This window comes from Arthrobacter sp. BB-1 (assembly GCF_006151685.1).
GTDB lineage: Bacteria > Actinomycetota > Actinomycetes > Actinomycetales > Micrococcaceae > Arthrobacter.
Window position 1 is genome coordinate 44,736 of the sequence record NZ_VDEV01000010.1, and the last position, 22,602, is coordinate 67,337.

22 protein-coding genes and 1 pseudogene are annotated in these 22,602 nt (G+C 65.3%); 10 read left to right on the plus strand and 13 right to left on the minus strand.

Going from position 1 to position 22,602, the window contains the following annotated elements; all coding sequences use genetic code 11:
• Positions 1-153: 153 nt before the first annotated feature.
• On the minus strand, positions 154-1,299 hold the full coding sequence (locus tag FHJ30_RS04985) for an endo-1,4-beta-xylanase (RefSeq protein WP_139028203.1): 1,146 nt from the start codon (positions 1,297-1,299) through the stop codon (positions 154-156).
• 294 nt (positions 1,300-1,593) lie between these two features.
• Here FHJ30_RS04985 and FHJ30_RS21610 point away from each other — a divergent pair.
• Positions 1,594-1,743: pseudogene (locus tag FHJ30_RS21610) on the plus strand (sugar ABC transporter permease); the annotation flags it as partial.
• 248 nt (positions 1,744-1,991) lie between these two features.
• Complete coding sequence (locus FHJ30_RS04995; protein WP_240793590.1) at positions 1,992-3,017, plus strand: ROK family protein; 1,026 nt, start codon at positions 1,992-1,994, stop codon at positions 3,015-3,017.
• Positions 3,018-3,092: 75 nt separating this feature from the next.
• On the opposite strand, the gene FHJ30_RS05000 is transcribed toward FHJ30_RS04995, so the two are convergent.
• Complete coding sequence (locus tag FHJ30_RS05000) at positions 3,093-4,748, minus strand: cell wall metabolism sensor histidine kinase WalK (protein WP_139028204.1); 1,656 nt, start codon at positions 4,746-4,748, stop codon at positions 3,093-3,095.
• A gap of 95 nt (positions 4,749-4,843) precedes the next feature.
• Here FHJ30_RS05000 and FHJ30_RS05005 point away from each other — a divergent pair, with 95 nt between their 5' ends.
• Positions 4,844-5,611, plus strand: coding sequence for a response regulator transcription factor (locus FHJ30_RS05005; RefSeq protein ID WP_171058925.1), 768 nt, complete (start codon positions 4,844-4,846; stop codon positions 5,609-5,611).
• On the opposite strand, the gene FHJ30_RS05010 is transcribed toward FHJ30_RS05005, so the two are convergent.
• From FHJ30_RS05010 to bioB, 4 genes are all read right to left on the minus strand, one after another.
• Positions 5,584-5,994 (minus strand): Hpt domain-containing protein, encoded by a 411-nt coding sequence (locus FHJ30_RS05010; RefSeq protein ID WP_139028205.1) that lies wholly within the window; start codon positions 5,992-5,994, stop codon positions 5,584-5,586. The genes FHJ30_RS05005 and FHJ30_RS05010 overlap by 28 nt on opposite strands.
• A gap of 224 nt (positions 5,995-6,218) precedes the next feature.
• Complete coding sequence (locus tag FHJ30_RS05015; RefSeq protein ID WP_139028206.1) at positions 6,219-6,647, minus strand: very short patch repair endonuclease; 429 nt, start codon at positions 6,645-6,647, stop codon at positions 6,219-6,221.
• 68 nt (positions 6,648-6,715) lie between these two features.
• Positions 6,716-7,150: a pyridoxamine 5'-phosphate oxidase family protein gene (locus tag FHJ30_RS05020; protein WP_139028207.1), complete on the minus strand. Its 435-nt coding sequence runs from the start codon at positions 7,148-7,150 to the stop codon at positions 6,716-6,718.
• Positions 7,151-7,466: 316 nt separating this feature from the next.
• The gene (gene bioB, locus FHJ30_RS05030; protein ID WP_139028209.1) at positions 7,467-8,483 is read right to left on the minus strand and encodes a biotin synthase BioB; all 1,017 of its coding nucleotides are present in this window, start codon (positions 8,481-8,483) and stop codon (positions 7,467-7,469) included.
• A 214-nt stretch (positions 8,484-8,697) separates the two neighbouring features.
• On the opposite strand from bioB, the gene FHJ30_RS05035 reads away from it, so the two are divergent.
• The 4 genes from FHJ30_RS05035 (at position 8,698) to FHJ30_RS05050 (ending at position 13,401) form a co-directional block, all read left to right on the plus strand.
• Positions 8,698-10,422: a cytosine permease gene (locus FHJ30_RS05035; RefSeq protein WP_139028210.1), complete on the plus strand. Its 1,725-nt coding sequence runs from the start codon at positions 8,698-8,700 to the stop codon at positions 10,420-10,422.
• A gap of 198 nt (positions 10,423-10,620) precedes the next feature.
• Positions 10,621-11,289, plus strand: coding sequence for a DUF6318 family protein (locus FHJ30_RS21845; RefSeq protein WP_257223512.1), 669 nt, complete (start codon positions 10,621-10,623; stop codon positions 11,287-11,289).
• Positions 11,290-11,627: 338 nt separating this feature from the next.
• A complete protein-coding gene (locus FHJ30_RS05045) occupies positions 11,628-12,209 on the plus strand; it encodes a hypothetical protein (protein WP_240793591.1) in 582 nt (193 codons plus the stop codon).
• A 121-nt stretch (positions 12,210-12,330) separates the two neighbouring features.
• A complete protein-coding gene (locus FHJ30_RS05050; protein ID WP_139028212.1) occupies positions 12,331-13,401 on the plus strand; it encodes an alkene reductase in 1,071 nt (356 codons plus the stop codon).
• A gap of 219 nt (positions 13,402-13,620) precedes the next feature.
• Here the strand turns inward: FHJ30_RS05050 and FHJ30_RS05055 are convergent, their stop codons facing one another.
• On the minus strand, positions 13,621-13,917 hold the full coding sequence (locus tag FHJ30_RS05055) for a hypothetical protein (RefSeq protein ID WP_139028213.1): 297 nt from the start codon (positions 13,915-13,917) through the stop codon (positions 13,621-13,623).
• 153 nt (positions 13,918-14,070) lie between these two features.
• On the opposite strand from FHJ30_RS05055, the gene FHJ30_RS05060 reads away from it, so the two are divergent.
• Complete coding sequence (locus tag FHJ30_RS05060) at positions 14,071-16,560, plus strand: Tex family protein (protein WP_139028214.1); 2,490 nt, start codon at positions 14,071-14,073, stop codon at positions 16,558-16,560.
• Between the two features lie 15 nt (positions 16,561-16,575).
• Here FHJ30_RS05060 and FHJ30_RS05065 read toward each other — a convergent pair whose 3' ends face one another.
• Complete coding sequence (locus tag FHJ30_RS05065) at positions 16,576-17,373, minus strand: ZIP family metal transporter (RefSeq protein WP_139028215.1); 798 nt, start codon at positions 17,371-17,373, stop codon at positions 16,576-16,578.
• Between the two features lie 102 nt (positions 17,374-17,475).
• On the opposite strand from FHJ30_RS05065, the gene FHJ30_RS05070 reads away from it, so the two are divergent.
• Entirely contained in the window at positions 17,476-17,796 is a 321-nt protein-coding gene (locus tag FHJ30_RS05070; protein ID WP_139028216.1) for a hypothetical protein, read from the plus strand.
• Here FHJ30_RS05070 and FHJ30_RS05075 read toward each other — a convergent pair.
• The 4 genes from FHJ30_RS05075 to FHJ30_RS05090 all read right to left on the minus strand — a co-directional run bounded on the left by FHJ30_RS05075 (position 17,793) and on the right by FHJ30_RS05090 (position 20,852).
• A complete protein-coding gene (locus tag FHJ30_RS05075; RefSeq protein WP_139028304.1) occupies positions 17,793-18,497 on the minus strand; it encodes a YqjF family protein in 705 nt (234 codons plus the stop codon). The two genes, FHJ30_RS05070 and FHJ30_RS05075, sit on opposite strands and share 4 nt — an antisense overlap.
• Before the next feature lie 108 nt (positions 18,498-18,605).
• Positions 18,606-19,001, minus strand: a complete 396-nt coding sequence (locus tag FHJ30_RS05080) for a DUF1622 domain-containing protein (RefSeq protein ID WP_139028217.1) — start codon at positions 18,999-19,001, stop codon at positions 18,606-18,608.
• A 72-nt stretch (positions 19,002-19,073) separates the two neighbouring features.
• A complete protein-coding gene (locus tag FHJ30_RS05085; protein WP_139028218.1) occupies positions 19,074-19,934 on the minus strand; it encodes an SDR family oxidoreductase in 861 nt (286 codons plus the stop codon).
• Positions 19,935-19,937: 3 nt separating this feature from the next.
• Positions 19,938-20,852, minus strand: coding sequence for an MSMEG_6728 family protein (locus FHJ30_RS05090; RefSeq protein WP_139028219.1), 915 nt, complete (start codon positions 20,850-20,852; stop codon positions 19,938-19,940).
• Between the two features lie 156 nt (positions 20,853-21,008).
• Between FHJ30_RS05090 and FHJ30_RS05095 the strand changes: the two genes are divergently transcribed.
• Positions 21,009-21,599: a hypothetical protein gene (locus FHJ30_RS05095; protein WP_139028220.1), complete on the plus strand. Its 591-nt coding sequence runs from the start codon at positions 21,009-21,011 to the stop codon at positions 21,597-21,599.
• A 180-nt stretch (positions 21,600-21,779) separates the two neighbouring features.
• On the opposite strand, the gene FHJ30_RS05100 is transcribed toward FHJ30_RS05095, so the two are convergent.
• The gene (locus FHJ30_RS05100) at positions 21,780-22,430 is read right to left on the minus strand and encodes a transglycosylase family protein (RefSeq protein ID WP_139028221.1); all 651 of its coding nucleotides are present in this window, start codon (positions 22,428-22,430) and stop codon (positions 21,780-21,782) included.
• Positions 22,431-22,602 lie beyond the last annotated feature (172 nt).

Genomic DNA, 22,602 nt, shown 5'->3' on the forward strand with positions numbered 1-22,602 from the left:
TTGCCAGGTTAGGGTGCGGGTGGGGACGCTCATGGCGCTTCGGTGTGGGGCAAGGAAGGCCATGCCTATCCGGCACGAGGGGCACGTCCAAAAGGACGTGCCCCTCGTGTGTCCCGACGACGTGACGCCGCCGGAGCAGGAATCGGGTGTTGGTCAGGCTGCGTCGCGCAGAACTTCGCGCAGCGCCTCGTACTGTGGCTTCGGGTTGTTGTGCATGTCGTACAGCAGGCCTGCGCCCTGGCCGGTGAACCAGCCCGGGATCCAGGAATTCGCGTCGGACACGCCCCATACCGTGTATGAGTTGCACGCCTCAACGGCGAGACAGTCCTCAAGGGTCTGTGCCCACCAGTCAACCTGCTGGTCGGCCTCGGCAGGGTCCACCGGGGTGTTGGTGTAGGTGCCGTTCGGCTTCTGGGCGACGTAGGTCCGGATATCGACCTCAGTCAACGCGACCTCCAGACCCAGGTCGGCGAATCGCTGCAGGTTGTTGCGCAGGTCAGGGTAGCCGTACTGCGTGTCCAGGTGCCCCTGGAAACCGACACCGTGAGTCGGCACACCGTCCGCGAGCAGTTCCTGCACGAAGGCATACGCAGCGTTGCTCTTGGGGCCGGTGAACTCCAGGTTGTAATCGTTGTAGAAGAGCAGCGCATTCGGGTCGGCCTCGTGCGCCCAGCGGAATACGTCGGCGACGTACTGCTCGCCCGGCAGGCCGAGTTCCTCGTATGCCTGGTACCAAACGGTCTCGCGGAAGCTACCCTCGGCGTCGTCGTTGAAGATCTCGTTGACGACGTCCCACTGCTGGATGTCGCCCGCGAAGTGCCCGGCGACTGTCCGGACGTGGTTCTCCAAGATCACGCGCAGCTCTTCGGCGCTATAATCCCCCGTTGTGAGCCAGGTGGGCAGCTGGTTGTGCCACACGAGCGTGTGCCCCCGTACCACCTGGCCGTTCGCCTCGGCGTTGGCGATCAGCGCCTCCGCCGCGGCCCAGTCGTAAACGCCGGGAGCCGGGTTCAGCGCCTCCCACTTCATCACATTTTCGGCGGTGACGCTGGAGTACTGGGTGTTGACGATGTTGCGGTACTTGCCGTTTTGTTCCAGCAGATCGGCATTCACGGCGACACCGATCTTGATGCCGGCTTCGTCCGCGAGGGCGCGCAGGCTGTTCTCACTGATGACGGAAGAGTGCTCTGACGCCTTTGGGTCTGACGGCGGAGCCGGAGCAGCGAAGGCCGTGCTCGGGACGATCACCACAGAGGCCAGCGCCAGGACGCTCGCGAGTAGGGGACGAGTTGTGCGCATAAATACTCCTTTGTACGAGGGGCGTGGCGGGCGGATTAGCTTTCTCCTCCCACCGACCCATAGTTAGCCAGAATAAGTTGCGCCTGTCAACAAATACTTCCTGAATGTCACGCCCTTCCTCGATTCCTCCGACCGACGGCGGACCGACGCCGCGTGGTGTGGCACCGTTCGACTGGGGAGTTGCGCTCACGATCGGACGTCCACCCGCTGCGGGGCGCTGGGTCACTACTTGTCAGCCCGTGCTTATCCGTACCAGCGCATAGGCTGTAATAATGAGAACCGCGAAAATCCGCAGGATTCTGGGCGGCACTGGCACGTGTTGTCAGCACGGCCCGGGCGGGCGGTGCTGTCGCCTTTGCCGGGCAGAACTATGAGCTGGATGCCATCGCAGCGGTATTCATCGGCGGTGCGGCGGTCCAGGTCGGAAGAGGAACCGTCACCGGTTTCAACAAGCGCCGTTCCGGGGAGATGAGCGACTACAACGGATTTCGAGAGGCATAGTGTTGACGGCTTCACAGCTGAGGAAGCTGGACGGTACGCGAAGAACCAAGGCGGCGCCGCTCCATAGCACGGACACGATCCGGCGCACCAACTTGTCGTTGATTTTGGGCCTGCTCCACAGGGGAGGACCGCTGTCGCGTGCCGACCTGACGAAGCGGACGGGGTTGAACCGCTCAACTATAGGCGCCCTCGTGGCCGAGCTCGGGGACCTCGGACTTGCCTACGAAACAGAACCGCCTGCCATAGGGCGTGTCGGACGGCCAAGCCCCCTCGTTCATCCCAACGAAAAGGTCGCGGCCTTAGCCATTAATCCAGATGTAGATGCCGTGACCGTCGGGCTTGTCGGCCTCGGCGGTCACGTTCATCGCAGGATTCGGTATGAGGCAGCCACACAGCCTTCCGTAACGGAAACAGTGAACATTAGCCGGGCGATTGTAGAAGGAATGCAGGCCGACCTGGACGCCATGGATCGGGTTACAGGCGTTGGGCTTGCTGTTCCCGGACTCGTCAGATCGTCCGACGGGCAGATACTAGTGGCACCGCACCTCCAGTGGGCCGATGAGCCCTTGGCGGCCTTTCTTGAGCAAGCCCTGGCCCGTCCGGTGCGTGCCGGGAACGATGCCACTCTGGGTTCGCTCGCCGAAAGTATTTACGGGGCGGCCGTAGGCATCTCGGACGTTGTGTATCTGAACGGAAGCGCCAGCGGCATCGGCGGTGGCGTCATGTCCGGAGCCAGGACTTTGCGGGGTTCTGCAGGTTTTGCCGGCGAGCTTGGACACACTCTGGTGCGAACCAATGGGGAAAAGTGCCATTGCGGAAGGTCCGGGTGTTTGGATGCCGAAGTCCGCCTCGAACGGCTGCTCGCCCCGCTCGGCCTTGCCCGGGCGGATCAGGACGAGCTGGAGCGTGCCATTGCCGAGCCTCCGTCCCGGGAGCTGCAAAAGGAAGTTGAACGGCAGATCGACCTCCTTGCGGTGGCACTGACGAATTTTGTCAACATTTTCAACCCCGAAATGATCGTGCTCGGCGGGTTTCTGGGCTCGATCTTCTCCCTGGACCCCGAGCGCCTTACCTCGGCCGTGGCCCGGGAGACGATCGGGGGACTCGGAGCGGACGTCAAGATTAAAAGGGCGGTTCTCGGGTCCGAATTGCTATTGGTCGGCGCCGCCGAGCTGGCATTTGCCCAGCTTCTCGCTGACCCCGCCGGGACGGCCTAGACCTTCCCTCGAGATACCCGGGGCATCAGGTCAACCGTTGCTGGTCCTTTTTGTCGAAGGCCGGAGGCCTGCGCCCTAGACCGGAACCCGGAATGTGAAGGTGGTCCCCTCGCCGAGGGTGCTGTCCACCCCGATGGTTCCGCCGTGGGCTTCGACGATCGCCTTGCTGATCGGCAGGCCCAGGCCGACGCCGGGGATGCCCGTCCGGCGGACACTGCTGGAGCGGAAGAACTTGGCGAAAACCTCGGACGCGTCCTCGGGGCTCATGCCCATGCCGGTGTCGGTGATCCGGCAGGCCAGGTGCCCGTTCTCCTGCGCCAGGGAGACCAGCACGCTGCCGCCGTCCGGGGAGTACTTGATGGCGTTGGACACCAGGTTGTCCAGGACCTGGGAGATCCTCGCACCGTCAACGTGCGCTTCCAGCCTGTCCGGGGTCCGCGCTTCGAGTTCCACGCCCGCCGCTGCCGCCCGGGGTATGGCCGAGGAAACGCTGGACCGCACCAGCTCGGCGACGTCCACGGCCTCCGGCGTGACGATCAGCTGCCCGTTGCGGCTGGACAGCAGGTCCGAGACAAGGGTCAGGAGCCGCTCGGAGTTCCGCCGGATAATCTCGAGCATCTGCCGCTGCTGCTGCTCCAGCCCGTCGTCGAGCAGGATCTCCACGTAGCCCAGGATGGAGGTCAGCGGCGTCCGGAACTCATGGGACACGCTGGAGACAAAGTCGTCCTTGGCCGCCAGGGCGTTCACCAGGTCCGTCACGTCGCTGAACGCGATCACCGAGCCCACGAACACGCCGTCGTCGTCCTTCATGGCCCGGGCGGTGGTCACGAACGCGCGCTGGCCGCTGCCGGAACCCAGCCACACCAGGTAGTCCGTGAAAGTCTCACCCAGGACGGCGCGGCGTACAGGCCGCTCCTCCACCGGGACCGGCGTCTTCCGGTCCGGCCCGAATACCAGCAGCTGGGACTCATTCGGATCTGCGATGTCCCGGGGCCGGGCCAGCTCGTGGTTGCCGCGCTGCTTGCGGTTCATCAGGACGTCGTGCCCTCCGGCGTCCACCGCAAGGACGCCAAGGTGGACCGTGTCCAGGACGGTGTTCAACAGTGCTTCCTGCCGCTGGCTGGTCCGGAGGTTGGCCTGCAGCTGGGCGTCTTTTTCCTCAAGTTCGCGCTGCTGCCGCATCATGCTGAGGGTCAGGACGCTCACGGACACCCCGATTCCGAGCACAATCACCGGAAGAAGCAAGGAACGCGCCAGGTCCTGCGGCGTAAAGTTCCCCTTCAGCAGCAGCGGAACCCAGATGATGGCCAGCGGCCCCAGGAAGGACAGCCACAACGCCGCCCTGGGGTGATATCCGGACGCGCACAGCCAGATCACGGGGAATACTGCCAGCAGGCTGATGCCCGCGAGTCCTTCCTGCCCGCCCTGCCGGCCGACGCCGATGGAGACGAAGTCCAGCAGCGGAATGACCAGGAAGCTCGTGTAGGGCAGCCGCTCCCAGGGAACCACGTAGCAAAGGCCCATGATGGCGAGCTGGGAGATCACGAAGGCAACAAAGAGCGGATTGTCCATGGTGCCGGGGAAGAAGGCCCACACCAGGAACACCGTCAACAGCGTGGTGACAAACAGCGGCATCTGGCTCAGCCCCACCCGCTGGGTCAGGCTGTACTCGTGGAAAGGCCGCCGGAAAAACCTCAACTTACCCGAGGCCCACGCCACTGGGTGGCTCATGGCGCGCATACGTACGGGAGCGGGGTGTGTGGAGCCATACCAGCAGGATATCGGCAGCCAGCTATACTTCTGACGTTGGCTGCTGAGGGGGCGCTATGAGTGATGCACGAGTGGGACTGGTCATCGAGGATGACCACGACATCCGGGAACTGGTACGCACCGTCCTGTCACAGGCCGGTTTCGAGGTGAGCGTTGCCAGCAGCGGGGCGGAAGGCGTCCTGATCGCCAAGACCCTCAGCCCGGACGTGATCACCCTGGATCTTGGGTTGCCGGACATTGACGGATTCGAGGTTTCCCGCCAGATCCGCGAGTTCTCCGATGCCTACATCGTGATGCTCACGGCCCGCACCGAGGAACTGGACACCCTGATCGGGCTGGAGTCCGGGGCGGACGACTACCTCACCAAACCCTTCCGGCCCCGGGAATTGCGCGCCCGCATCGCCGCGATGATGCGCCGTCCCCGTTCCGTCGCGGATCCTGCCGACGCCCTGTCCACGGACAGCACAACGGACGGGGGAGCCCACCCCGAGCGCGGGAACTTCAGCCACAACGGGCTGGAGCTGAGCTACTCGTCCAGGACCGTGGTTGTTGACGGCAAGGAAATGAACCTGACCCGCACGGAGTTTGAACTCCTGCACGCGTTGCTGGAAGCGGGACGGACAGTGCGGACCAAATCGGACCTGGTGCGGCGGCTGCGGGACGAGGATTACGACGTCGGCAGTTACATCAGCGAGGCGGACGAACGGTCCGTCGAGGTGCACATGGGCAACCTGCGCAAGAAGCTGGGCGACTCGCCCCAGAAGCCACGCTGGCTGCAGACAGTCCGGGGAGTGGGCTACCGGCTGGCGCCGGAAGCGAACTGAGCCTGCAGGCGGTGCGTCGTTTGCCCGCTGCAGTGGTTGATGGGCCTCAGGAAGGCCACGGCCAACTGGGGCAGGAGGACGGCCACGTCAGCCTTGCGGGCCTCGGTGCGGATTTCCACTTCCAGTTCCATGGCCAGGCCGGCCAGCCGCTCCGCACCCACCATCTGGCTGGAGGTCTTCAGGCTCAGGACCGCGTCCACTGAACCTTCCAAGTCTCCAGTGGTCAGCGCGAGGCGGAGCCGCCCGATCCGTTGCGGCAAGTACTCGATGAAGTTCCCCACGAAGACCCTGCAGTACCCCTCGTCCTCCTCGAGTTCTTCCCGGAGCCGGTCCAGGACGGATTGGTCCACCAGGGGCCGGGGGGCATCATCGGCGGCGCTCATGGCGGTCCTTTCGGTGGGTGCGGTCCATTCCTGGAGGGGGCATTTATGTGGGGCATGGATGTCACTTCAGGTTAGGTCTGTTGCTTTGGTGGAGAAGGTTTCCCGGCGAGAATTGTGGGTTTCTTGATGGGACTGGATGCCTGCGCCGGGGGAACCATTCCAGTCCTCCGGGGCGGCCTCCGGGGGGGCCCAAAGCCCAAAGCGGCGCTGAACACCCCGTGGGGTCAGCGGCGGGTTTCCAGGAACTGCACCAGCTCGGCTTCCAGGGCCGAGCTGTCCTTGAGCTCGCACTCCCACACCGTCAGGACGTCCCAGCCGGCATCCTCCAGCAGCCGGCGCTGGCTGGCGTCCCGGTCTCGGGTCCGTGTGCGTTTGGCAGCCCAGAATTCGGCGTTGGCCTTCGGCGCATGCTGCCCCACCCGGCAGTCATGGAAGTGCCAGAAGCAGCCGTTGATGAAGATGACTTTGCGGCGTCCGGCGAAGACCAGGTCCGGGTTGCCGGGCAGGCGGGTGCTGCCAGAGCGGCCGTGCAGCCGGTACCGGTAGCCCTTGGCATGGAGAAGCCTGCGCACCAGCAGCTCGGGCTTGGTGTTCTTGCCCCGGATCCGGGACATGTTCCAGCTGCGCTGTTCAGGGGTGAGCTTGTCCGCCATGCCCTCAGTCCGCCATGCCCTCAGTCCGCCAGTGCCCTCAGTCCGCCATGCACTCCGTCCAGGAGCTCCTAGATTTCCCGCTCGGGCTGTTCGCCGAACTGGAAGTGCCGGCCGCTGACGGACGTGGGTTCGATTTCCACGTAGAAGTCCTTCAGGGTGGGGACCCAGGTTTTCAGGCCCAGTTCCTCCACGGCGGCCAGTTCCGCGGAGTTGCTGATCACGCGTGCCTTCCCGCGCAGCACCACGGACCAGGCCTCCTCGGAGAGGATGCCGTCCGTTTCGAAGAGGACAGCGGAGTTGATGGTGAGCTGGGCAAGCTTGTTGCCCGGCGCCGTCCTCAGATAGAGCTTCCGGGCGGACGTGACGTAGTTGACCGGGAAGATGTCAGGTTCACCGGCGACCGACACCACGAGCCGTCCGTGCTTGGTGCCCTCCAACAGGCGCCAGGACTGCTCGTCATTGAGTTCCAGTACGGGTTGTCCATCTGCATGTTCAAACATCATGCAGCCATTCTTCTACGTTATGTAGAAATATTCCAGAGGTTTGATGAATTTGCTTCCTGTGACGGGGTGGCCGTTCCGTGCCGTGAGCAGGTTGCCCGCCAGGCAAGGGGTGAGACCTGCACTTTCAGGCGGCGTCCGCATTCCGGGCAGTAGCGCGGTGGTTCCAGTTGCAGCCGCACGGTGCACCCCTGGTGGCGGGCGCCGCCTTGGTGAACGTACGACGGCGCGGTGCTGCCGCCGTCGGACGTTTCCTTTCTCAGGGCCTCGCCGCAGAGGGCGCAGAACAGGGCGGCGGCTGGACCCTGTGCGGGGTTGCTCATAGGGTCTTCTGGAGTTCCGTGATGGGCATGTTGAGGTCCACCAGGAGGTTGAGGTCGGCGGTTGCGGGGCGGCCGAGGGTTGTCAGGTAGTTGCCGACGATGACGGCGTTGATGCCGCCGAGGAGTCCCTCGCGGGTGCCCAGGTCGCCCAGGGTGAGCTCCCGGCCGCCGGCGTAGCGCAGGACCGTGCGGGGCATGGCCAGCCGGAAGGCTGCGATGGCTCGGAGGGCGTCCTTGCCGTCCATGATCTGCTGGTTCTCCAGCGGTGTTCCCGGGCGGGGATTGAGGAAGTTCAGCGGGACCTCGTGGGGTTCCAGCGCCGCCAGCTGGGCTGCGAGTTCGGCCCGCTGCTCCAGGGATTCGCCCATGCCGATCAGGGCGCCGCAGCACAGCTCCATTCCGGCCTCCTTGACCATGTTGCAGGTGTCCAGCCGTTCCTCGTAGGTGTGGGTGCTGACCACCTGGGGGAAGTAACTGCGGGCAGTCTCGAGGTTGTGGTTGTAACGGTGGACGCCCCAGCCGGCCAGCTGGTCCACCTGGTGCCGGGTGAGCATGCCCAGGGAGCAGGCGATGTTGATGTCCACCTCCTCGTTGATGCGGCTGATGGCGAACTTGATCTGGTTCATGAGCTTGATGTCCGGCCCGCGGACTGCGGCCACGATGCAGAACTCGGTGGCCCCGGTCGCCGCGGTTTCCTTGGCTGCCTTGACCAGTTCCGGGATGTCCAGCCAGACGCCGCGGACCGGGGAGTCGAACAGCCCGGACTGGCTGCAGAAGTGGCAGTCCTCAGGGCAGCCGCCGGTCTTGATGGAGATGATGCCTTCCACCTCCACGGCCTCTCCGCAGTGCTTGAGGCGGACCTGGTGGGCAAGCTCCAGGGCGGCCGGAACTGCGTCGTCGGGAAGCCGGAGGACCTCCACCAGCTGCAGCTCCGAGAGGCCGACTCCGCCCTCCAGGACCTGCTGCCGGGCGGTCTCGAGGATGGGGTGTTCCACATGAAGCGGGTGCGTCATCATTTCAGTCCTTCGGGTTGGATTAGGTCTCCTTCTGACCGTAATTCTGTCCTTGCCCGCCGTTTTTGTGGCCCGGCAACAATGCAGGGCTTCCGGGTTTGTTTACACGGGTAGTCAAATGCTTAACGCCGCGGAAACAACCTGGTGACCGGCCCGTCGATCTTGCTGGATAGCGTCGCGTTAGACCCCTTCAGCAAGGAAAGCGACGCACATCATGAGCAACGACAAAGAGACAACGCAACTGCTGGAACCGCCGGCACCGTCCGGCGCCGCCGTCGTCGGAAGCGCTCCGGCAGCGACGGCGGGCAACGCTGCGGCGCTGAGCGCCACCAAGGAAAGCCTCGAGGACTACACCCTGCGGTTCGCGCCGCGCTCCTACCGGAAGTGGAGCGCCGGCGTGGTGGCCACCAGTGCCCTGGGCGGCATTGCCTACCTGGCGGACTTCTCCATCGGCGCGAACATCGGCATCGCGTACGGCACCGTCAACGCCATTTTCGGCATCCTGGTGGCGGCGGTGATCATCTTCGCCACAGGCTTCCCGTTGGCCTATTACGCGGCCCGGTACAACATCGACCTGGACCTCATCACCCGCGGCTCCGGCTTCGGCTACTACGGGTCCGTGGTCACCAACGTCATCTTCGCGACATTCACGTTCATCTTCTTCGCCCTTGAAGGCTCCATCATGGCCCAGGGCCTGGAAGTGGGCCTGGGGATTCCGCAGTGGCTGGGGTACGCCGCATCCACCGTGATCATCATTCCGCTGGTGATCTACGGGATGAACACCCTGGCCAAGCTGCAGGTGTGGACCACCCCGCTGTGGCTGCTCCTGATGGTGGTTCCGGTGGGCTACCTGCTGGTTTCGCACCCGGAGAGCATCGGCACTTTCTTCGCCTTCACCGGGGAATCTGGCGACGGCGGGCCCAACCTTGCGTCAGTGATGCTGGCTGCCGGCGTGTGCCTGTCCCTGATGGCGCAGATTGCCGAGCAGATCGACTACCTGCGCTTCATGCCGCCCCGCACGGAGGCCAATAGGGGTGCGTGGTGGCGGGCAGTGATCCTCGCCGGGCCCGGCTGGGTGATCTTTGGCGCCATCAAGCAGATCGTCGGGCTGTTCATTGCCATCTACCTGATCGCTACTTTGGATCCGGCTGCCTCCGCCACCGCCAACGAGCCGGTGCACCAGTTCCTGGGCGTCTACCGGGAGATGATGCCCGCCTGGCTGGCCATGACGCTTGCCGTGGTGCTGGTGGTCATCTCGCAGATCAAGATCAATGTCACCAACGCCTACTCCGGCTCGCTGGCATGGACCAACTCCTTCACCCGCATCACCAAGACCTACCCCGGCCGCATGGTCTTCGTGGTGGTCAACCTGGCCATTGCCCTGGTCCTGATGGAAGCCAACATGTTCGACTTCCTCAACACCATCCTCGGCTTCTACGCCAACTGCGCCATGGCCTGGGTTGTCACGGTGGCGTCCGACATCGCCATCAACAAGTACCTGCTGAAGATCTCGCCCAAGGTTCCGGAGTTTCGCCGCGGCATGCTGTATGCGGTGAACCCGGTGGGGTTCGTCTCGATGCTCGTTTCCGCGGGGATCTCGATTGCCGTGTTCTTTGGAGCCTTCGGGGCCGCGATCCAGCCGTTCTCGCCCATCTTCGCGGTGGGCCTGGCGCTGGTTCTTCCGCCGGTGCTGGCCCTGGCCACCCGCGGGCGGTACTACCTCCGCCGCACGGACGACGGCATTGACCTGCCCATGTTCGACGCCGATGGGAACCCGAGCGACGCCAAGCTCCTGTGCCACGTGACCGGCATTGAGTTCGAGCGGCCGGACATGGTCCGTTCCGCGAAGGACGCTCCCGACGGCGGCCCGCAGTATGTTTCGTCGCTCGCCTTGTCCACGGACAAGACAGGGGAGTTGGTGCTGCCGCCGCAGAAGTAACCGCTCGACATATCTGTCATAAGGAAAGCCGGTGCTTTTGTGCCGGCTTTCCTTATGACTTTTTCCGTGACCCTTGGTGATGGTAAAACCGTGCCGGGGTAGCTGTGGATAAGTTTGATCGCTGAATTGTGACCTGGGCTACCCTTAAGTCATTGTCCGGAGCAAGCCGTCTTGAAACTACTGGGGGATTAGCGGCCCATGACATCACAGAACGTCCCTACGTCTTGGCGGGCCCGGCCCAGTGCCGCCGCCTTCCTTGTTGCAGCGGGGCTATTGCTTGCCGGTTGCGCTGGTGGCGCTCCCGCAGATCCCGGCACGGCAACTCCTGCGGGTACAGAGTCGGCCAGCCCCAGCCCCAGTCCCAGCCCTTCCCCGACTCCAACGCCGACCGCCGTCTACAAGCCAGCCGACGCATCCGGCCCTGCCCAGAACGTTCCGGTCCCCGTGCTGCCTGAGGTTGCAAAGACGGAGACGAAGGAGGGGCTTGAGGCTTTCGCGAGGTATTGGTATTCAACCCTCAGCTACGCCTACGAAACCGGGGATATGAGGCCTTTGGAGGCGATATCAGGCCCCTCTTGCGGGAGCTGCGCGAAGGTAAGGGCAGAAGTCACCGATTGGCATGCAGAGGGCCGCTGGTTGGCAGGCGGAAGAATGGTTGTGGAAGGCGTCCACAGTGACTTCGTTGAAACCGGCCCAAGAGAATATCAAGCAGTCGTTCAGGTGTACCAAGACACCGTTGATTATCACTTGCCAGACGGCACTATCAAGGGGTCGGTACCTCGCAAGCCGGCTGTAGGCGACATCGTCGTCGCAGAATTTGCTGATGGGGGCTGGAAGGCCAAAACGGTAGAGCACCTGGTGCAGTGATGAGGCGCGGAGACGTCCGCGATCGCAGCCTTGAAGTAGCGGTAGCGGTCTTCTTGCTTTTTTGGTTTCCAACTGCGGGAGCCTGGGCCAACACGGCAGGTTCACCTTCCATCGGGACGGGATGGGAGGGCAACGGTGCAGCAGCCTCCGGGTGGTACCAAGATCCGGCGAGCAAGGGTTGGACGACGATACCGATTGGTGTTCCTAACGACCCCTTCAAATACCGCTTCAAGTATGTCTGTCGGGCCGATCCGACACTAGACGGCTCCAATTGCAGCGGGCCGGATGTTCAATGCGCCGACGGTGAAAATGGGCGCACTGTAAATTGGTATAGGTCGTTGAAGGCACTCGATGTCTACTCCTTTTTCGCTGGCCCAACCTGCATCTATGACGAGAAGCCGGTAGATGCGTTGGAACAGATCGCCGCTGACATCCAGCGGCAATTCCAGAGCCTTCCGGTCAACGCCGGAACAGTGGTGGCCCAACCAAGTCCGCACACGTTGAGGGGTGCCGAGACCAACTTCTACGCGGAGGCGGCTGAACAGCAGTTTGACGTCACCATGTTCGGGCAGCAGGTGCACATCATTGCCACGCCGGTCCAGTACACCTGGAACTACGGGGATGGGACCGTCTTCGGTCCCCAGCCGTCAATGGGCGGGCCGCTGCCGCAGGACCGCTGGGGCGAGAAGACCCGGACGAGCCATGCCTACGGAGCCACGGGCGACTTCCAGGTGGTGCTGACCACGGCCTTCCAGGGAACGTACTCTGTCAACGCCGGTCCGGCCCTGCCGATACCGGGCCAGGGCCAGTTCAGCGCTCCACCCCAGACCATCAGCGTGTGGCGCTCGCTCACCAGGAACTACGCCGATGACTGCAACGCCAATCCCCAGGGCCAGGGCTGTCCGGGCGGCCAGCGGTAGGGGCTCAATAAGAGCCACGGCGCCCGGCGAACCTGCTGTGATTCGCATCGCAGCCGGAATAGCCGCCGGTGCTTCCAAGTTGGCAAGGACAGTAGTCTTCAGCCTTCGAAAGGAACTGCGCATGCTGTTTTCCCCCCTCACCCTCGGCGAACTTGAACTCCCCAACCGCCTGGTCATGGCGCCTCTGACGCGGCTCCGCGCAGGTGAGGAAGGCGTCCCCGGTCCGCTCGTCGTCGAGCATTACCGCCAGCGGGCGTCCCTCGGGCTCATTGTCAGCGAAGGAACCTATCCCGCCCCTGCCGGCCGGTCCTACGCCGGCCAGCCCGGCATCGTCACCGAGGAACAGGTGGCCGGCTGGAAGAACGTCACTGACGCCGTCCACGCTGAAGGCGGCCGCATGTTCGCCCAGGTCATGCACGGCGGACGCGTCTCGCACCCGGACATCACCGGCGGCCTTGTACCGGTGGCTCCCAGCGCCGTCGCCATCGAGGGCGAGGTCCGCACCCCGCTCGGCAAGCAGCCCTACCCGGTGCCGCATGCGCTGACCACGGATGAGCTGCCCATGGTGATCCAGGAATTCGTGAATGCCTCGCTCAACGCCATCGAGGCCGGTTTCGACGGCGTGGAACTGCACTCGGCCAACGGATACCTGCTGCACGAATTCCTGGCCCCCAACTCCAACGTCCGCACCGACAGCTACGGCGGCTCGCCGGAGAACCGTGCCAGGTTCGTCATCGAAACCGTGAACGCAGTGGTGGCCGCCATTGGCGCCAACCGCGTCGGCATCCGCATCTCCCCGGAGCACAACGTGCAGGGAATCGCTGAAACTGATGCCGCCGACGTCCGTGCGACGTACGAGGTGCTCGTGGACAGCATCGCCCCGCTCAACCTTGCATACCTGAGCATCCTGCACCACGAGCCGGCAGGGGAACTGGTCCAGGATCTCCGTGCCCGCTTCGGCGGAACCTTCCTGGTGAACACCGGATTCGGCGTGGTCACCACCCGTGATGAGGCCGCGTCCCTGGTGGCGGACGGCCATGCCGACGCTGTGGTGGTGGGCCGTCCTGCCATTGCCAACCCGGACCTTGCCCGCCGCTGGAAGGAAAGCCTCCCGCTGAACGAGCCGGACCCGTCTACGTTCTACGCCGCCGGCGCGGAGGGTTACACGGACTACCCCGCCTACCAGAACTAGGACGGGGTTTAACGACGACGGCGGCACCCGGCTCTGGGTGCCGCCGTCGCTGGCTGCGCGGTGTGCTGTCCCGGCAGCTGGCGCCAGGGGCCATCCGACGACCTCCGGCTCACACTGTTAATCTGGCCCGCCGGACTCCTCAGGGATGCCGGCGGTGATCAGATGCTACTCCAGCGAATGGACTTTCGCTAGGGCCGATTTCCCGGCAAGCGCGTGCCGTTAAAGCACGGCCTCCCGGCCGGTTCCTTCCTTCATCACCAGCTTGCCGTCCTCGATCCAAACCAGCACGCTTTTAGGCTTGCCGCTCACCTTCGTGATCGCCTTCAGCCCCCGATTGGTCACCTCCACGCCCACCTGCGCTCCCTTTGCAGGCAGCTCCACGGACACCTCGTTTGCAATGCCCAGGAGCGGGTTGGTGGACACCCCTAGGTCCCGCCGCGCCTGTTTGCCGTTGACCGTCACAGTGATGTTGGCTTCGTCGAACCCCTCCTGAAAAACGATAAGCAGTTCCCGCATGGTGGCCTCTTCCTCGAGCGTTGGGCGCCTGTGACGGCATTTCCACTACAGCACTTTGCGGGCGGGAGCGGAATACCTCTGCCCGGGGGGTGCCGGTGGCCGGCTGCCGCACGGGCAGTGGAGCCGGGCAAGCCGGTAGGGCAAGATGTTCTGGTGACTCAACTGCCGCAAGCCCCGTCCGCCCCGTCCCAGTCCATGACACCGGACGATGCCATCTACTCGCAGATAGCCGCAGAGCTCGGCGTCAAGGCCTGGCAGGTGAAGGCAGCTGTTGAACTGCTCGACGGCGGATCCACCGTGCCGTTCATCGCCCGGTACCGCAAGGAGGCCACCGGGACGCTGGACGACACCCAGCTCCGCGAACTCGACGAACGGCTCCGTTACCTCCGCGAGCTTGCCGACCGCCGTCGTTCGGTGCTCGACGCGATCGAAGCGCAGGGCCAGTTGACTCCTGAGCTGGCCAAGGCCATCCTCGCCGCGGACACGAAATCCCGGCTCGAGGACATCTACCTGCCGTTCAAGTCCAAGCGGCGGACCAAGGCGCAGATCGCGCGGGAAGCCGGCCTTGAGCCCCTTGCCGATGCCCTGCTGAAGCGGCCTGACCTTGACCCGGAACGCGAGGCCGCCAAGTACCTCAACGCGGAGCATGCCATCGCCGACGCCGCTGCGGCGCTGGCCGGGGCACGCGCCATCCTGGTTGAGCGGGTAGCGCAGGACCCCGACCTGGCCGCCACCCTGCGTGAGCGGCTGTGGACGCAGGGCCGCATGGTGTCGCGCGTAAAGAAGGGGAAGGAAAGCGACGGGCAGAAATTCGCGGACTACTTCAAGTTCGCCCAGGCGCCCGCCGGGATGCCTTCCCACCGCGTCCTGGCATTGCTGCGCGGCGAGAAGGACGGCGTCCTCGAGCTGGACCTTGCCGAGGCAGATCCAGCGGATGACGACGCTTTGGCGGCCGCGCGCTCGCGGTACGAATCGGCAGTGGCCAGGTGCCTCGGGGTCGCCGACCGCGGCCGTCCCGCCGACGCGTGGCTGGTCCAGACCGCGCAGGTGGCCTGGCGGTCCCGCCTGCTGTCGCGGCTGACTGCGGATCTCCGCGGCAAGATGTTCGCTGCCGCGGAGGACGAGGCCGTCCGGGTGTTCGCGGCCAACCTGCGCGACGTACTGCTGGCCGCCCCGGCCGGGAACCGGGCCACCCTCGGGCTGGACCCGGGGCTCCGCACCGGCGTCAAAGTGGCCGTGGTGGACGGCACCGGCAAGGTGGTGGCCACCGACACCGTCTACCCGCATGCACCCGCCCGGAAGTGGGACGAAGCACTGGCAACCCTGGTGCGGCTGGCGCGGCAGCACGCCGTCGAACTTATCGCCATTGGAAACGGCACGGCGTCGCGGGAGACGGACAAACTCGCGGCCGAGCTGATCAAGCTGCTGCCGGAGGTGGACCGGAAGCCGCAGAAGCTGGTGGTGTCCGAAGCCGGTGCGTCCGTCTATTCTGCGTCGGCCCTTGCTGCCGCTGAGCTGCCCGGGATGGACGTCTCCCTCCGCGGTGCGGTGTCCATTGCCCGCCGTCTCCAGGACCCGCTTGCGGAGCTGGTGAAAATCGATCCGAAGTCCATCGGCGTGGGCCAGTACCAGCATGACGTGACGGCCTCGAAGCTGGACCGCAGCCTGGACGCCGTGGTGGAGGACTGCGTGAACGCCGTGGGCGTGGACGTGAACACGGCCTCGCCCGCACTGCTCAGCCGCGTGGCCGGCGTCGGACCCCTGCTGAGCGAAAACATTGTGGCCTACCGGAACGAGCACGGCCCCTTCGCCAAGCGCACCGACCTGAAAAAGGTGCCGCGGCTGGGCGCCAAGGCCTTTGAGCAGTGCGCAGGCTTCCTCCGGATCACCGGGGGAGCGGAGCCGCTGGACGCCTCCAGTGTGCACCCGGAATCCTATGTGGTGGCCCGGAAGATCCTGGTTGCTGCCGGTTCCGCGCCGGCCTCCTCCCTGGACCCGCGCGACTTCGTGGACGATACGTTCGGCCTGCCCACAGTGCAGGACATTCTCTCCGAGCTGGACAAGCCGGGACGGGACCCGCGCCCTGCGTTTGCGGCCGCGACATTCTCGGAGGGAATCGAGAAGATCTCCGACCTCAGGCCCGGGATGGTGCTGGAGGGAACGGTGACGAACGTCGCTGCCTTCGGCGCCTTTGTTGACGTTGGCGTCCACCAGGACGGCCTGGTCCACGTCTCGGCGATGGCGAACCGCTTTGTTTCCGATCCCCGCGAAGTGGTGAAGTCCGGCCAGGTGGTCCGCGTGAAGGTGCTGGAGGCGGATCCTGAGCGGAAGAGGATTTCCCTGACGTTGAGGCTCGACGACGAACCCTCCGTTGGCGGGGCCGGTTCCGGCAGGCCGGGGGCCGGCAGGTCCGGGGGAGGTCAGTCCGGCTCGCCAAAGGCCGGCCCGCAGAAGCCCGGTTCGCAGAAGTCCGGCTCCCAGAAGGCAGGCGCCCAGAAGCCTGGCGCCCAGCAGCCCGGCGCCCGGCCGGAGCCGAAGCGCTCGGGAGCGCAGCCCGCCGTCGGCCGTGCTTCTTCGCCGAAGCCCGCCCCCGTCAACACAGCCATGGCCGAGGCCCTGCGGAAAGCTGGCCTTGGCAAGTAGTCCTGTTGCGGTTGTTCAGGCCAGCGACAGCACGAACGCAAGGACAAACCCGGCCGCGGTGCTCAGCGCGACGGCCGGTCCGCCGTGCTCATAGGCTTCCGGCATTAGGGTGTCTGCGAGGGACGCGATCACCGCGCCTGCAGCGAATGCGAGCGGTACGGAGATGGCCTCGGGGTCGGTGCCGGACAGCGGCCCAGCCCCGACGACGACGGCGATGACCAGCAGGACGGCACAGGCAACCCACAATCCGATGATGCTGCCGGTGGACCGCCCCCGGCTCCGCATGGAGGCTGAACCAACCAGCGCTTCGGGGAAGTTGGAGACAAAGATTGCTGCCAGCAAAGCCAGACCTCCTGTTCCCTCGCCCAAGGAGATTCCCAAGGCAACGTTTTCCGGGACGCCGTCCAGAGTGACCGCGGCCAGCAAGGCCAAACCGGCGGCTCCGCTCGTGGATGCCTTAGTGGCACGTTTGTCGCTCGCCGCGGCATCGGTGTCCAGCTTCGCACTTCCCTGGAACTCATCCGCGGCCTTGGCATGCTTCTGGTCTCCCGCCTGTGCCCAGCGGTCCAGTACAGCGCTCAAAACCGTGAAGACCACTGCACCCAGCAGCAGCCCGATCGCCGCGCGTACTATGCCCCCGCGTTGGTAAGCGTCCTCGAAGAGTTCAAAAGCCAAAGCCGTGATGAGCGAACCGGCGGCGAAAGCCAGGAGCATGGCCAGAAGCCGTTTGGGAAGTTCGAACCGGACACCGATGAATGCACCCAGTACCAGGGCGCTGGATGCTATGGCGCCAAACCACAGCGACATCATCATCCGGCAAGTATAGGAGCCTGCTGGTTGACGTGGGAATACGTGCTTTGGCTCCGCAGCGCGGGCCGACTTTCGGCAGTGCGGTGTTTCTGCAAAGGTGGGCTTATGACCTATTTCCTGGAGTACACGATTCCTGCCGCGACCGGCGATGCCGAGTTTGAGTTCCCCTACGATGAGATCAACACCGGCACCACCATTCCGCTCTCCGAGACCAACGCGGAGGTGGTGCACACCCCGGAACTTCCGGCCAGGACAGGGATCGTCGGGGCAACCGTGCCGGAGGCAAAGCTTGAAGCGGAGCAGCTCATAACCCACAGCCGTGCCTCCGAAGCTTCCCTTTACTTTGACCCGTCCAACTCCCTGCAGGCTGGCGTGGGCACGCTTGTGGCCACGTTCAGCGAAGGCCGGGGCTGGCAGGACGCCTAAGCCACCGGCGGTTGGCCGAGGCTACCTACCAGCCTCGGCCGCCCGAACTGGGTCCGCACCCCTGGTGAAAACAGGACCGATTCGGGCGGACCGCCCACGCTGATCCCCGCAGACCCAATCAGTTCGTCCTGTAGATGGTCCAGCCTGGCAGAGTACAGCGGCCATGGTTGATGGGTGTTGGGAATGTAGATGCTCCGTCCCCGGAATGCGCCGTGCATGCCAAACCTCGCCGTGAGGAAGACCGATAACGGGTCCTCGACGGCGGGCCCGGACTGGGGTACCACGGCAAAGCTGCTCCGGGCTCCTTGCCTGAAACGCCTGACGGAATAGCCGAGCGTTTCATTGCCCGGCGCCGGCCAGGGCTGGGAAGAGCGGATTCGCGACCACACGTAGGGGATGCCGGCCGCCCGCGCCGCCAGGACCACCGGCAGCCGGTCAGCGTCCAGGCTCAGGAAGACCACGCCCCGGGTGCCGTCGGGTTCCCTCGAATAGAGGCGCACGTTGACCTCATTGAAGCTGCCCAAGTACGGGATCCCGGGACCGCGTCCGACTCCGGCGTTCCTCATCCGGAAAGCGATAAGACCAACCCACGTACTGCCGTCGAAGAGGTCCGGCTGCACTCCGGGCGGCATGAAACGGGCAGCCTCGTTTTCAGGGATGCGCCAGTGCAGGAATATGGCGTCTCTCCACTGCTGGTCCATGATGCAGGGCGGCGGCAGTTCGGGCGGGGAGGGCCAGAGGTCCGCGGCGTTCGAGCGGTGATCCACGTGCGAAGCCTACCGGAGGCCACTGGACGGGACTCTGCCTTTCTAGCTTGCGGGGGCCCCGGCAGGATCGGCGGACTCCCGGGACTCTTTCTGCCACGGCCAGCGGCCGGTGATTTCCAGCTCCAGCGAGAAACTGAGGAATGTCCGGATCAGCACAATGACGGCCAGGACCCCGACGCTTTCGAAGGTCGGGGTGACAGCGACGGTGCGGATGATGTCGGCGGCCACCAGCAGCTCGAGGCCCAGAAGGATGGACCTGCCCAGCAGCTGCCGGTAGGAACGGTACAAGGTCAGCTTCTCCGCGCCGGCGGGCAGTTTGCGGGGCTGGTGGCCGCGCAACGCGAGGGGGATGGAAACAAGCGCCCCGATCACCATCACGGCCACCCCGGCAAAGTCGACAAACTCGCCAACCGTTTCAATGATGTGCCGAAAATCCATGGTCCACGCCTTCCTCTTCGTCCTGGGCCCAAGCAGCCAGCCTAAGCGCAGACGGCGGTGCGCGGCCCCAGGCTAGGGGTGGCGTACCCCGTTGCCGGCGAGGATGTCCCGGTAGCCCTCACGGAACGAGGGAAACGCGAATTCAAATCCCGTGCTGCGCAGCAGTTTGTTCCGGCAGCGCTTATTGCCGCCCCGTGCGGGCCCGGCATCGCCCACTGGCGGCTCCGCCAGCCCCAGCTCCGCGGCCAGGAAGCGCAGCACTGTGCCCAGATCGGCGGGGTCGTTGTCCACGCCCACGTAAACGGGGGCCGGTTCGTGAGGCATGGTGGCCAGGTGCACGATGGCGGCAGCAGCGTCGTCGCGGTGGATGCGGTTGGTGTACCTGGCATCGTCCGGTACCACCGCGGTACCGCCGCGGACCTGGTCGATCAGGCGCGTGCGGCCGGGTCCGTAGATGCCGCCCAGCCGGAGGGACGTGGCAGTGGTTGCCGTTCCGCTGAACCTGGATTCCAGCAGCTGCTCCGCCTCCAGCAGGATGCGCCCCGAGAATCCAGCGGGGCGGGGAGGCGTGCTTTCATCCACCCAGCCGCCGCCGGCATCGCCGTACACCGCCGTCGAGGAAACGAAAAGCACCCGCTGGGGCCTCACGCCGTCGCGCTCCAAGGCGTCCAGCACATGGCTGAGGCCGCCAACATAGGCGGACCGGTAGGCCTCTTCCGTCGGCGAGTCGGCAGCCACGGCAATGACGACGGCGGTGGTGTCCGCCGGGACGCGCGGCAGGTCGGGTGCGCCCAGGTCCGCCGCTGCACCTTCGATCGCGGCCGGCAGTTTGGCGGGGGAACGCCGCCAGCCCACCACGTGGTGGCCAAGGGCATGGAACCGCAGCCCGGCCTCGGTCCCCAGGTCACCGCAGCCGGCTAACAGGATGGTCATGGGTTACGGCGCCTCCACCGGGAAGAACACCCTGGGGTCCTGGAGCAGGGCGGGGTAGGCAAAAGCGGAGCGGTCGATGATCTCGGTGACGGTGAAGTTCCTGCCGAACCTGCCGTCCTCCAGCGTGATGGGCCGGCCCACCACCTGTCCCACCGCGAACTTGTGGCCGTGCTCGAACGGAACGGCCAACGGCGTTTTGCCCGGCAGTGTGGAGAATGCTTCCTCCTGCGCCAGGCGCTTGCGGGTTGGTTTCTTGACCAGCTGCTTGGGCGGTGCCTTCCGGGACTGCCGGGAAGGGCGGCGGGACCCGTCGTCGAGGAAGACAGGGGAGTAGCCGTCGTCGCCAGGAGCCGCCTCCGCAGCGGAGCTCCGGTTCACCGGCGGAAGCGCCACGGTGGTCAATGTCTGGGGATCGACGTCGTGGTGCGGGGAACGGAGGATCCACAGAATGTCGCCTTCCGGCTCCTGCGGGAGGAACTCATGCCTGGGCTCCGGCCAGATGTAGTCCATTTCGGGGATCGCATCCGTGAATACCGGGCTGTAGAACTTCGGCTCCTTGCGCACCAGCTTGGAGCGGTGGCTGAGGTGGAAATCTGCATCCCCAAGCCAAGGCGGAAGCGGAATCTTCGCCGCATAGTCCGGGTGGGCGGCTTGTGGTGCAAACTCGGTGATGTTCGCCCGGGTGTTGTCCGGGTGGCCGCGCTTGGTCCATTCGTCCACCATTGCCAGGCCGTACATGGTCAGGGCCGGCACATAGCCCATCCACATCCGGATCGCCGGGTGGGTCTGCCAGCCGTATCCCGGCAGCACCAGGGAACGGAGTGCCTGCAGCGCCTCGACGCGCTGCTTGCCCAGCCTGGCGGTGTCCAGGGCGGCGGCGCTCTGCTGGAAATCGGGGTACGGGAGGAAGGTTTGCATCCCTTCAGTCTGACGGCACCTGGCGGATGTGCCAATTGCAGTGCCCCGGACCACACACGCAGGCCGGTGGTGTTCACATCGTGGACGCATGCATACGCCGGGGGCCTCCACGCACTAAGATCACCGCAACCACCCCAGCCTTTTGGAAGCCCTCTCATGACATCAACTGTTGAAAAAACCACCGGAAACACCCCAGCCTCCATGCCCCGCTACGGGCAGATGCTCAGCCCGGAAGCAAAGGGCATCCTGGTCCTTGACGAGTTCACCATCGATCCTGCTGCAGCGCGCAAAGAGCAGCACCGCTTCCGCGACGGCGTGGCTGCAGTCGCCCGGACGATGCGCCGGATCGCCGCTCTCCGCATTGTGATCGCGATCGTAGCCATCGGAAACCTGCCGCTGTTCCTGCTCTCCAGCGGCTGGTGGATCTACGCCGTATCGCTCACCCTCGTGGTGGCCGTGCACGCGGCTGTTTCGTGGCTGAACCGCCACGAGCCGCGGCTGAAGCAGCGCTCGGCCCTGGAGTTGCACATGCACCGGGAACGCAGCGTCAACTACCGCAAGGTGCGCGACGCCGTGAAGTACATGATCGACACCCCCGCACGCATGAACGAGCACCTGTACCTGGAACTGCTCGCCGCGAAGCGCGTCGCCCTCAACCTGGCCCATGGCACCGTCGCCCTGCTGGACACCAGCGATGACAAGGCGTGGAAGGTACGGATCGTGCGGGAAATTCCCGCCGCCGGCTGACCGCCCGGCAGTCCCTTCAAGGATTAAGGAACGACGCCGGCACGCCCCTTTTGGGGGCGTGCCGGCGTCGTTTTTGGTCAACGGAATTTGTCTATCGCCGACCTGTCTGTGGTGCCCTTCGGCTGCCGCCTCGCGGTGGCTGGCCCGGCGGCGACAACAGCCGCCAGGCCTGCGCAATCACTATGCGGGGAGCTGGATGACCTGTCCCTCGAATACGAGGTTGGGATCGGCGATGGTGTCCAGGTTGGCATCGGCAAGGTGCTGCCAGCCGCCCTGGACGCCAAGCTTCTCGGCCACAATGCTCAGGGTGTCCCCTGCCTGCAGCGTGTAGGTTTCGCCGCTCAGGGCCACTGCGGTCACGTGCTTGGCTGCCGGCGCCTGGGCAACCGGCGCGCTTTGCGCGGCCTGGACGGGAGCGGCCTGGACAGGCGCCGCCTGCCCGGGAGCGCTCTGGACGGGCGCCGCCTGGACTGCGCCGGTTGCGCCGCCGCTGAGGCCCAGCTGCGCAGCGCAGGACGGCCAGGCACCCCAGCCCTGCGAGGCCTGGACCTGCTCCGCCACGGCGATCTGCTGCTCGCGGCTGGCATCGGCCGCTGAACCCGTGCCCCCATAGGCGGCCCAGGTGGTGGGGCTGAACTGCAGGCCGCCGGAGTAGCCGTTTCCGGTGTTGATGGCCCAGTTGCCGCCGCTCTCACACTGCGCCAGGGCATCCCAGGTGGAGGTGCTGGTGGTGGCATTAGCCGCCGTGGCTGAGAGTGCCAGGCCTGCCGCGGAGATGGCGGCTACAGTGGCTCCGCGGCGCGCGGCAGTACGGAATTTGGTGTTTTTCATGATGGTGATGCTCCTGAAGGCCACCTGCGCTGGTTCCGTCCCCGGAGATCATCGCGCCACTGCCCGCCCCTGACGAATAGAGGTCAATTTCGGTGGCTGCCTGCTGGGCAGTTGTGGTGGAGGCAGCACCGGGCATTCCTGGCCCGCCGGCAGCGGGCATGCTTTTCACGCT

Bases quoted from the DNA above. Each gene is read 5' to 3' on its own strand.
- FHJ30_RS04985 (WP_139028203.1), bottom strand. From the start codon at position 1,299: ATGCGCACAACTCGTCCCCTACTCGCGAGCGTCCTGGCGCTGGCCTCT.
- FHJ30_RS05000 (WP_139028204.1), bottom strand. From the start codon at position 4,748: ATGAGCCACCCAGTGGCGTGGGCCTCGGGTAAGTTGAGGTTTTTCCGG.
- FHJ30_RS05005 (WP_171058925.1), top strand. From the start codon at position 4,844: ATGAGTGATGCACGAGTGGGACTGGTCATCGAGGATGACCACGACATC.
- FHJ30_RS05010 (WP_139028205.1), bottom strand. From the start codon at position 5,994: ATGAGCGCCGCCGATGATGCCCCCCGGCCCCTGGTGGACCAATCCGTC.
- FHJ30_RS05015 (WP_139028206.1), bottom strand. From the start codon at position 6,647: ATGGCGGACAAGCTCACCCCTGAACAGCGCAGCTGGAACATGTCCCGG.
- FHJ30_RS05020 (WP_139028207.1), bottom strand. From the start codon at position 7,150: ATGATGTTTGAACATGCAGATGGACAACCCGTACTGGAACTCAATGAC.
- bioB (WP_139028209.1), bottom strand. From the start codon at position 8,483: ATGACGCACCCGCTTCATGTGGAACACCCCATCCTCGAGACCGCCCGG.
- FHJ30_RS05035 (WP_139028210.1), top strand. From the start codon at position 8,698: ATGAGCAACGACAAAGAGACAACGCAACTGCTGGAACCGCCGGCACCG.
- FHJ30_RS21845 (WP_257223512.1), top strand. From the start codon at position 10,621: ATGACATCACAGAACGTCCCTACGTCTTGGCGGGCCCGGCCCAGTGCC.
- FHJ30_RS05050 (WP_139028212.1), top strand. From the start codon at position 12,331: ATGCTGTTTTCCCCCCTCACCCTCGGCGAACTTGAACTCCCCAACCGC.
- FHJ30_RS05055 (WP_139028213.1), bottom strand. From the start codon at position 13,917: ATGCGGGAACTGCTTATCGTTTTTCAGGAGGGGTTCGACGAAGCCAAC.
- FHJ30_RS05065 (WP_139028215.1), bottom strand. From the start codon at position 17,373: ATGATGATGTCGCTGTGGTTTGGCGCCATAGCATCCAGCGCCCTGGTA.
- FHJ30_RS05070 (WP_139028216.1), top strand. From the start codon at position 17,476: ATGACCTATTTCCTGGAGTACACGATTCCTGCCGCGACCGGCGATGCC.
- FHJ30_RS05075 (WP_139028304.1), bottom strand. From the start codon at position 18,497: ATGGACCAGCAGTGGAGAGACGCCATATTCCTGCACTGGCGCATCCCT.
- FHJ30_RS05080 (WP_139028217.1), bottom strand. From the start codon at position 19,001: ATGGATTTTCGGCACATCATTGAAACGGTTGGCGAGTTTGTCGACTTT.
- FHJ30_RS05085 (WP_139028218.1), bottom strand. From the start codon at position 19,934: ATGACCATCCTGTTAGCCGGCTGCGGTGACCTGGGGACCGAGGCCGGG.
- FHJ30_RS05090 (WP_139028219.1), bottom strand. From the start codon at position 20,852: ATGCAAACCTTCCTCCCGTACCCCGATTTCCAGCAGAGCGCCGCCGCC.
- FHJ30_RS05095 (WP_139028220.1), top strand. From the start codon at position 21,009: ATGACATCAACTGTTGAAAAAACCACCGGAAACACCCCAGCCTCCATG.
- FHJ30_RS05100 (WP_139028221.1), bottom strand. From the start codon at position 22,430: ATGAAAAACACCAAATTCCGTACTGCCGCGCGCCGCGGAGCCACTGTA.